Raw genomic sequence first — 6,329 nt, forward strand, 5'->3', positions numbered from 1 at the left:
CAGAGAGATTCAGGAATAACGCAATATTTTTCAGTTACCTGGTAGATAGCGATCTGACATTTTTGCACATACAGTGCTAACATCTAATTCGGGAACTTTTGTTGAAATAATATGCTTAAGTCTGGCGGGCTAAAATGCGTAAAGATGGGTAAAACCGCTGTGTCATTCCTCTTGATTTCATTATCCTCCATCATTAATTACATCTGTCATAAGAGAGTGACTCATGGATCGTATTATTAGTTCTTCGCGCGAGCGTACATCGCTACTCAGCACGCATAAGGTGCTGCGCAATACCTATTTCCTGCTCAGCCTGACGCTGGCGTTTTCAGCGATCACCGCAACCGCCAGTACCGTACTGATGTTACCTTCTCCGGGACTTATCCTGACGCTGGTGGGTATGTATGGTCTGATGTTCCTGACCTATAAAACGGCGGATAAACCGGTTGGTATTCTGTCAGCTTTCGCTTTCACTGGCTTCCTGGGCTACATCTTGGGACCGATGCTGAATACATACCTGTCCGCAGGCATGGGTGATGTTATCGCCATGGCGCTGGGCGGTACGGCGCTGGTCTTCTTCAGCTGCTCGGCCTATGTGCTGACCACGCGTAAAGATATGTCCTTCCTCGGCGGTATGCTGATGGCGGGTGTTGTAGTGGTGTTGATTGGTATGGTTGCCAATATCTTCCTGCAACTGCCAGCATTACATCTGGCAATCAGCGCGGTGTTCATTCTGATTTCTTCAGGCGCAATCCTGTTTGAAACCAGCAATATCATCCGCGGCGGTGAAACCAACTATATTCGTGCCACCGTTAGCCTGTATGTTTCGCTGTACAACATCTTCGTCAGCCTGCTGAGTATTCTGGGCTTCGCCAGCCGCGATTAAGATGTCCACACGCATTATCCAGCCCCGCTTATGCGGGGCTTTCTTTTTTGGTAAACTGCCGCCAGTTTGACTAACGCAGTGACGAATTATGTTGATCTTTGAAGGTAAAGAAATCAGTACCGATAGCGAAGGCTATCTGAAAGATACCACGCTGTGGAGCGAGGCGCTGGCGGAGAGAATCGCCGAAAACGAAGGCATTACGCTCTCCGCGGAACACTGGGAAGTGGTGCGTTTTGTCCGCGAGTTTTATCTGGAGTTTAATACCTCCCCCGCTATCCGCATGCTGGTAAAAGCGATGGCCAACAAGTTTGGCGAAGAGAAAGGCAACAGCCGTTATCTCTACCGCCTGTTCCCGAAAGGTCCGGCCAAGCAGGCGACTAAAATTGCCGGCCTGCCGAAACCGGTGAAATGTATTTAATAGCGGATACTAAATCCCTTTAGCTCGTCGCCAGGACGATGTGGTTCACTGAGAACCCGGTCAACCCTGGCGCTGCTCGGCCCCCCGGCTTTCAACCACTTCATCAGCTGTTCTACCCGGTCGCTTTCACCGCAGGCGACAACCTCTACGCTGCCGTCATCCATATTCTTCGCGTAGCCGGTCAACCCCAGCCGTTGTGCTTCATGCTGGGTGGTGTAGCGAAATCCTACCCCCTGAACCCGGCCATAGACCCAGGCGATTATGCAGACTTTCGACATTGCGGTTCTCCTTATCATCACAGCGCGCGTTGCAAATATGCGTAAAACTCAGGACAATGGCGCCCATTTCTTTGAATTGACAGAATAGTAAATTATGAGTGTACGTTTAGTGTTAGCCAAAGGGCGCGAAAAATCATTACTGCGCCGCCATCCGTGGGTATTTTCCGGTGCTGTCGCACGTATGGAAGGTAAAGCCAACCTCGGTGAAACCATCGATATTGTTGACCATCAGGGTAAATGGTTAGCACGCGGCGCGTACTCACCCGCGTCGCAGATCCGTGCACGCGTCTGGACATTCGACAAGTCTGAGTCCATCGATATTGATTTCTTCGCCCGTCGTCTACAACAAGCGCAAACATGGCGTGACTGGCTGGCGAAAAAAGACGGTCTGGACAGTTACCGTCTGATCGCCGGAGAATCCGATGGCCTGCCGGGCATCACCATTGACCGCTTCGGCAACTTCCTGGTGTTGCAGTTGCTCAGTGCGGGGGCTGAATACCAACGCGCCGCGCTGATTAGCGCTCTGCAAATTGTTTTCCCGGACTGCGCCATTTATGACCGTAGCGATGTGGCCGTACGTAAAAAAGAAGGTATGGAGCTGACTCAAGGGCCAGTAACGGGTGAGCTTCCGCCAGCCCTGCTGCCGATTGAAGAGCACGGAATGAAGCTGCTGGTTGATATTCAGCATGGTCACAAAACCGGCTATTACCTCGATCAACGCGACAGCCGCCTGGCCACGCGTCGTTATGTGGAAAATCAGCGTGTGCTGAACTGTTTCTCTTATACCGGCGGCTTTGCGGTCTCAGCATTAATGGGCGGATGCCGTCAGGTTGTCAGCGTTGACACCTCTCAGGAAGCGCTCGATATTGCCCGCCAGAACGTGGAATTGAACAAGCTGGATCTGAGCAAAGCTGAGTTCGTGCGTGATGATGTGTTCAAACTTCTGCGTGCTTATCGCGATCGTGGTGAGAAATTCGACGTCATCGTGATGGATCCGCCGAAATTTGTCGAAAACAAAAGCCAGTTGATGGGCGCCTGCCGCGGCTATAAGGACATCAATATGCTGGCTATTCAGTTGCTCAATCCGGGCGGTGTGCTGCTGACTTTCTCCTGCTCTGGGCTAATGACCACCGATTTATTTCAGAAAATCATCGCTGATGCCGCAATAGATGCTGGTCGTGATGTACAATTTATAGAGCAGTTCCGTCAGGCCGCCGATCACCCGGTGATCGCTACCTACCCGGAAGGGCTGTATCTGAAAGGGTTTGCCTGTCGCATCATGTAACTTGAAAAGTGGAATATTACCCTTACATAAAGGGTATCTATTTCCCGGGAGGTGACTATGATTGCCAGCAAATTCGGTATCGGCCAGCAGGTCCGCCATTCCCTGTTAGGTTACCTCGGAGTGGTCGTGGATATCGACCCGGAATATTCGCTTGATCAACCGTCAGCCGATGAGTTGGCGGTTAACGACGAACTTCGCGCCGCTCCCTGGTATCACGTGGTGATGGAAGACGATAATGGTCTGCCAGTGCATACGTATCTGGCCGAAGCGCAACTGAGTAGTGAGCTACAGGAAGAACATCCGGAGCAACCGTCGATGGATGAACTGGCGCGAACAATTCGAAAACAGCTTCAGGCCCCGCGCCTGCGCAATTGATGCTAACACAGGCCCGATGGTGATTCGCTAATCGGGCCTGTGCGTTTTGTTCGGCTACAGATCAGCCTTACTTCGCCAGTCCCAGCCGCGGGATCTCAATCGCCGGGCAGCGATCCATCACCACCGTCATCCCTGCATCGCGAGCCAGCACGGCTGCCTGCTCGTTAATCACGCCGAGCTGCATCCATAAGGTCTTCGCTCCGATGGCAATGGCCTCCTGAGCAACACCCCACGCCGCTTCAGAATTACGGAAGACATCTACCATATCCACTTTCTCTGGTACATCTGCCAGCGTCGCATAGCCCTGCTGCCCCAGCAGCGTTTTTCCGGCAACCTTCGGTGAAACAGGAATAACGTGATAGCCCTGATCGAGTAAATATTTCATCACCCGATAGCTTGGACGATCGGGTTTATCGCTTGCCCCCACCAGCGCAATCGTACGGGTCGTTGTCAAAATGCCAGCAATATCGGTCTCTTTCATCGTTTTCCTCCAGGCTGTTTAGCAAAGTGTACGACAAACCTGCCCCCACAACCATTCATCCCATACTGGCGCATGAGAGCTAAACTCAAAAATATGTCTATATGTTAGTAAACATGATTATCGAAAAATTTAGATACATCTTATAGAGATATTTTCTGGACAGGAGAAACGTAAGCGTCGTCTGAGTACCGTCTGGTCCCGAATCCAGGATCCTGTAACTTAAGCACCCACTTATTTTGCAGGTGGACACCTCATGCGCGCTAAAGAAAGACTTCCCCGGAAACACTATTCCCCTGAATTCAAAATGGAACTGGTCAGGCTGGCTCTTGAAGAAGAAGGCAGTATTGCCGCACTGGCCCGGAAACATGACGTCAATGATAACCTGCTCTTTAAATGGATAAGGCTCTGGCAGCGTGAAGGGCGGGTCTGTCGGCCCCGAAAAAACTCATCGTCGCTTCCTGCCCTGATACCCGTGCAGCTTCAGGCGGGCTCTTCTCTCCCAACCTTCGAACTACCATCCTGCTCTCCTCCCGCTACCTGCCACATAAAATGTCGGGGAGGAGAAATAACACTGACTCATCCCTCTGCTGAACTCATGAGCACTGTCCTGCGCGAACTGATGCGGGGGCCGGTATGATAAATCTTCCCGCAGGCACAAAAATCTGGCTGGTTGCCGGTATCACCGATATGCGCAACGGCTTCAATGGCCTCGCCGCAAAGGTGCAGACCGCGCTGAAAGATGACCCGATGTCCGGCCACGTCTTCATCTTCCGGGGACGCAGCGGCAGTCAGGTAAAACTGCTCTGGTCCACCGGCGATGGTCTGTGCCTGCTGACAAAGCGACTGGAACGTGGTCGCTTCGCCTGGCCCTCAGCCCGCGATGGCAAAGTGTTCCTGACGCCGGCGCAACTGGCGATGCTGATGGAAGGTATCGACTGGCGACAGCCAAAGCGGTTACTGACATCCCTGACCATGTTGTAGCGCTCTTTATCCTGGTTGTCGCAGAATAAGCCTGGTAAAATACAGGCTTATGAACGATACCTCTTCTGACGACATCCTTCTGCTGAAACAGCGCCTGGCCGAACAGGAAGCGTTGATCCACGCCCTGCAGGAAAAGCTGAGCAACCGGGAACGCGAAATAGACCATCTGCAGGCGCAACTGGATAAGCTGCGCCGGATGAACTTCGGCAGTCGTTCCGAAAAGGTATCCCGCCGTATCGCGCAAATGGAAGCTGACCTGAACCTGCTGCAGCAGGAAAGCGATACGCTGACCGGCCGGGTGGATGACCCGGCAGTGCAGCGCCCGCTGCGTCAGACCCGCACCCGCAAACCGTTCCCTGAGTCACTCCCACGGGATGAGAAGCGGCTGCTGCCGACTGAGCCGCGTTGCCCGGAGTGCGGTGGTTCGCTGAGTTACCTGGGTGAGGATGCCGCCGAACAGCTGGAGCTGATGCGCAGCGCCTTCCGGGTTATCCGGACAGTCCGTGAAAAGCATGCCTGCCGTCGGTGCGATCGCATCGTTCAGGCCCCGGCTCCTTCGCGCCCCATCGAACGGGGGATCGCCGGACCGGGGCTGCTGGCCCGAGTGCTGACCTCAAAGTATGCAGAGCACACACCGCTGTATCGCCAGTCGGAGATCTATGCCCGCCAGGGTGTAGTGTTGAGTCGTTCTGTACTGTCGGGCTGGGTGGATGCGTGTTGTCGTCTGCTGGCACCGCTGGATGAAGCCCTTCAGCACTATGTCCTGACCGACGGCAAACTCCATGCTGACGATACGCCTGTCCCGGTGCTGTTGCCGGGCAATAAGAAGACGAAGACCGGGCGCTTATGGACGTACGTTCGAGACGACCGCAACGCCGGATCAGCGCTGGCCCCCGCAGTGTGGTTCGCTTACAGCCCGGACAGAAAAGGTATCCACCCTCAGACCCATCTTGCAGGCTTCAGTGGCGTACTGCAGGCTGATGCCTACGCCGGGTTCAACGAGCTCTACCGCGACGGCCATATAAAGGAAGCCGCGTGCTGGGCCCATGCCCGCCGAAAAATCCACGATGTTCACGTCCGTACCCCGTCAGTCCTGACGGAGGAGGCGCTGAAACGGATCGGCGAGCTGTATGCCATCGAGTCGGAGATCAGAGGTAAAAGAGCAGAGGAACGGCAGGCAGTCCGGCACCAAAAAGTGCTGCCGCTGCTGGCGTCACTGGAGGGGTGGCTGCGGGAGAAACAGAAAACCCTCTCAAGGCACTCAGAACTGGCGAAGGCGTTCGGGTATGCGCTGAACCAGTGGCCGGCGCTGATCCGCTATGCAGAAGATGGCTGGGTGGAGGTGGATAATAACATTGCCGAAAACGCCCTACGACGGGTCAGTCTGGGGAGAAAAAACTGGCTGTTCTTCGGCTCGGATCATGGTGGTGAGCGCGGTGCGTCACTGTACAGTCTTATCGGGACGTGCAAATTAAACGGCGTGGATCCGGAACGCTATCTGCATTATGTACTTGATGTCATCGCCGACTGGCCTGTGAACCGGGTGGGTGCTCTGCTCCCGTGGCGGGTTACTCTGCCTGCCTGACCAGCTTCACTTCGTCAATACGGTTCTCACTGCACGCTTACGG

At 54.1% G+C, this 6,329-nt stretch carries 9 protein-coding genes; 7 read left to right on the forward strand and 2 right to left on the reverse strand.

The window, feature by feature from the left end; genetic code table 11:
• Positions 1-223: 223 nt before the first annotated feature.
• Together yccA and tusE are read left to right on the forward strand one after the other, a co-directional pair.
• Positions 224-883, forward strand: coding sequence for an FtsH protease modulator YccA (yccA, locus tag OGY08_RS04220; RefSeq protein ID WP_008784297.1), 660 nt, complete (start codon positions 224-226; stop codon positions 881-883).
• Positions 884-971: 88 nt separating this feature from the next.
• Positions 972-1,301: a sulfurtransferase TusE gene (tusE, locus tag OGY08_RS04225; protein ID WP_008784296.1), complete on the forward strand. Its 330-nt coding sequence runs from the start codon at positions 972-974 to the stop codon at positions 1,299-1,301.
• On the opposite strand, the gene yccX is transcribed toward tusE, so the two are convergent.
• A complete protein-coding gene (yccX, locus tag OGY08_RS04230; RefSeq protein ID WP_020996508.1) occupies positions 1,298-1,579 on the reverse strand; it encodes an acylphosphatase in 282 nt (93 codons plus the stop codon). The two genes, tusE and yccX, sit on opposite strands and share 4 nt — an antisense overlap.
• Before the next feature lie 94 nt (positions 1,580-1,673).
• On the opposite strand from yccX, the gene rlmI reads away from it, so the two are divergent.
• A complete protein-coding gene (gene rlmI / locus OGY08_RS04235; protein WP_060682455.1) occupies positions 1,674-2,864 on the forward strand; it encodes a 23S rRNA (cytosine(1962)-C(5))-methyltransferase RlmI in 1,191 nt (396 codons plus the stop codon).
• Positions 2,865-2,921: 57 nt separating this feature from the next.
• Positions 2,922-3,239 carry a heat shock protein HspQ gene (gene hspQ / locus OGY08_RS04240; protein WP_003035905.1) on the forward strand — a complete coding sequence of 106 codons (318 nt, stop codon included), beginning with the start codon at positions 2,922-2,924 and terminating at the stop codon, positions 3,237-3,239.
• A 67-nt stretch (positions 3,240-3,306) separates the two neighbouring features.
• On the opposite strand, the gene OGY08_RS04245 is transcribed toward hspQ, so the two are convergent.
• Positions 3,307-3,720: a CoA-binding protein gene (locus tag OGY08_RS04245; protein ID WP_032942909.1), complete on the reverse strand. Its 414-nt coding sequence runs from the start codon at positions 3,718-3,720 to the stop codon at positions 3,307-3,309.
• Between the two features lie 304 nt (positions 3,721-4,024).
• Here OGY08_RS04245 and OGY08_RS25190 point away from each other — a divergent pair, with 304 nt between their 5' ends.
• From OGY08_RS25190 to tnpC, 3 genes are read left to right on the forward strand one after another with little or no spacing between them, the layout of a single operon-like run.
• On the forward strand, positions 4,025-4,357 hold the full coding sequence (locus OGY08_RS25190; RefSeq protein WP_050586387.1) for a transposase: 333 nt from the start codon (positions 4,025-4,027) through the stop codon (positions 4,355-4,357).
• A complete protein-coding gene (gene tnpB / locus OGY08_RS04250) occupies positions 4,354-4,701 on the forward strand; it encodes an IS66 family insertion sequence element accessory protein TnpB (protein ID WP_000609174.1) in 348 nt (115 codons plus the stop codon). The genes OGY08_RS25190 and tnpB overlap by 4 nt, the downstream gene beginning before the upstream one ends.
• Before the next feature lie 49 nt (positions 4,702-4,750).
• The gene (tnpC, locus tag OGY08_RS04255) at positions 4,751-6,286 is read left to right on the forward strand and encodes an IS66 family transposase (protein WP_032430836.1); all 1,536 of its coding nucleotides are present in this window, start codon (positions 4,751-4,753) and stop codon (positions 6,284-6,286) included.
• Positions 6,287-6,329: the final 43 nt, after the last annotated feature.

The organism is Citrobacter sp. Cpo069 (assembly GCF_030332785.1).
Lineage (GTDB): Bacteria > Pseudomonadota > Gammaproteobacteria > Enterobacterales > Enterobacteriaceae > Citrobacter > Citrobacter portucalensis.